1 protein-coding gene and 1 pseudogene are annotated in these 1,350 nt (G+C 34.1%); both read right to left on the reverse strand.

The genetic code is table 11. The annotated features are described in order from the left end of the window. Nucleotides 1-108: 108 nt before the first annotated feature. On the reverse strand, nt 109-1,107 hold the full coding sequence (locus tag O9290_RS11585; protein WP_288057016.1) for a S1 family peptidase: 999 nt from the start codon (nt 1,105-1,107) through the stop codon (nt 109-111). Then, nucleotides 1,107-1,350 (reverse strand): annotated as a pseudogene (locus tag O9290_RS11590) (Uma2 family endonuclease); the annotation flags it as partial. The pseudogene O9290_RS11590 and the gene O9290_RS11585, both read right to left, overlap by 1 nt.

Consider the following 1,350-nt stretch of genomic DNA (forward strand, 5'->3'; position numbering starts at 1 on the left):
TTCTCGGCTGGTGAGAGAGAGTCTATCTTTCTCTAAAAAAATGGAGAATCACGTTGGGGAGCCCTTTGGTATTTTATCCATGACTACAATGCACAGCAAAGCAAAGGATTAAGCCGCCATCACTACTACCGAATCACCACCAAGAGTTGATTTACCCATTCCAGGATCAGCAAGAATCATCATTTTATTGTGTTTATCCTTGGCTTCTTCCCAATCAACTTGCACTTTTTTACTTTCTTCCCGTTGCTGTTCCTCAGTAAACCCTTTTAAGGCATAGATTTTCTTTAATGTTCCCTCATCACCTGTATAAGCTTGCCATGTTTCAATCTCATGGTTATAGCGTCTTTCTAAAGTAACTTCAATAGGAATATATTGCTTTAATAACGAGATTTTTTGACGAGTATGAAAGAATTGAAGATATTGAAATTCATCTTGAATTTTTTCTAAAAATCGACAAACAGCATTTTTGGTAGGTTCTAACCCCAGTTTATCTAAAATATCTAAAATATTATCCCACCGAATCACATAACTTTCATCAGTTTTACTCGATTGAATAACCCCTAAAACTCCTCCTAATTCTTCCGAAAAAACAGCACCTCCGCTTGTACCCCTATCAACCTTAGCATTAATTCTGTGAGTCAGAAAATTAGAAGATTTATCAGGTAATTTATTCCAAGGATTCTTATATTCAATCTTATTATTAGGATAAGTCGAAAGCAGATTTAAAGGCGCACTGACAGTAATTTTATCGGCATTCACATCAAATCCTTCTGGAAAATTCTTCTCTTTTTCTCTAGGAAATCCATAAACTGTGACGCAATTTAACCCAGCTTGAAAATTAACAATCTTCACAGGTTTAGCATTCTCAATCTTAATCTTAAGAATAGCAATATCAACTTCTGGATTAGAATATTCTTGACACCATTGAGATGCGTATTCTTTCCCTTGATAATTTACTTTTAAAGAGGGGAAAAGATAGATAACGTGATGACAGGTAATGAGATAACCATCTTCTCGAATAATAAACCCAGAACCCACCGTATCCCCTTTTTCATTGAGGATTTTAACCATTGATTCTTGTAGATAGTCGAGATTGGATTTAGTCATTATTCTTCAGTTAAATTAAAATCAATGCGTTGATAAATATCCAGCAATGACATTTGAAAATCCACAGAATTAAACCTTAAAGTATCCTTGTCTGATTCAGATGCTTTAAACAACCACTCCCCATTATTTTGTTGATAAAACTGCTCAACATAATAACGGTATTGATCAATCAAAATATATTCTTTAAACTCAGGAATTGAGCGATAAAACTTAAACTTATCAGTACGGTCATAATCTCTAGTT

The sequence above is a fragment of the Microcystis sp. LE19-41.2A genome, assembly GCF_027530405.1.
Classification (GTDB): domain Bacteria; phylum Cyanobacteriota; class Cyanobacteriia; order Cyanobacteriales; family Microcystaceae; genus Microcystis; species Microcystis aeruginosa.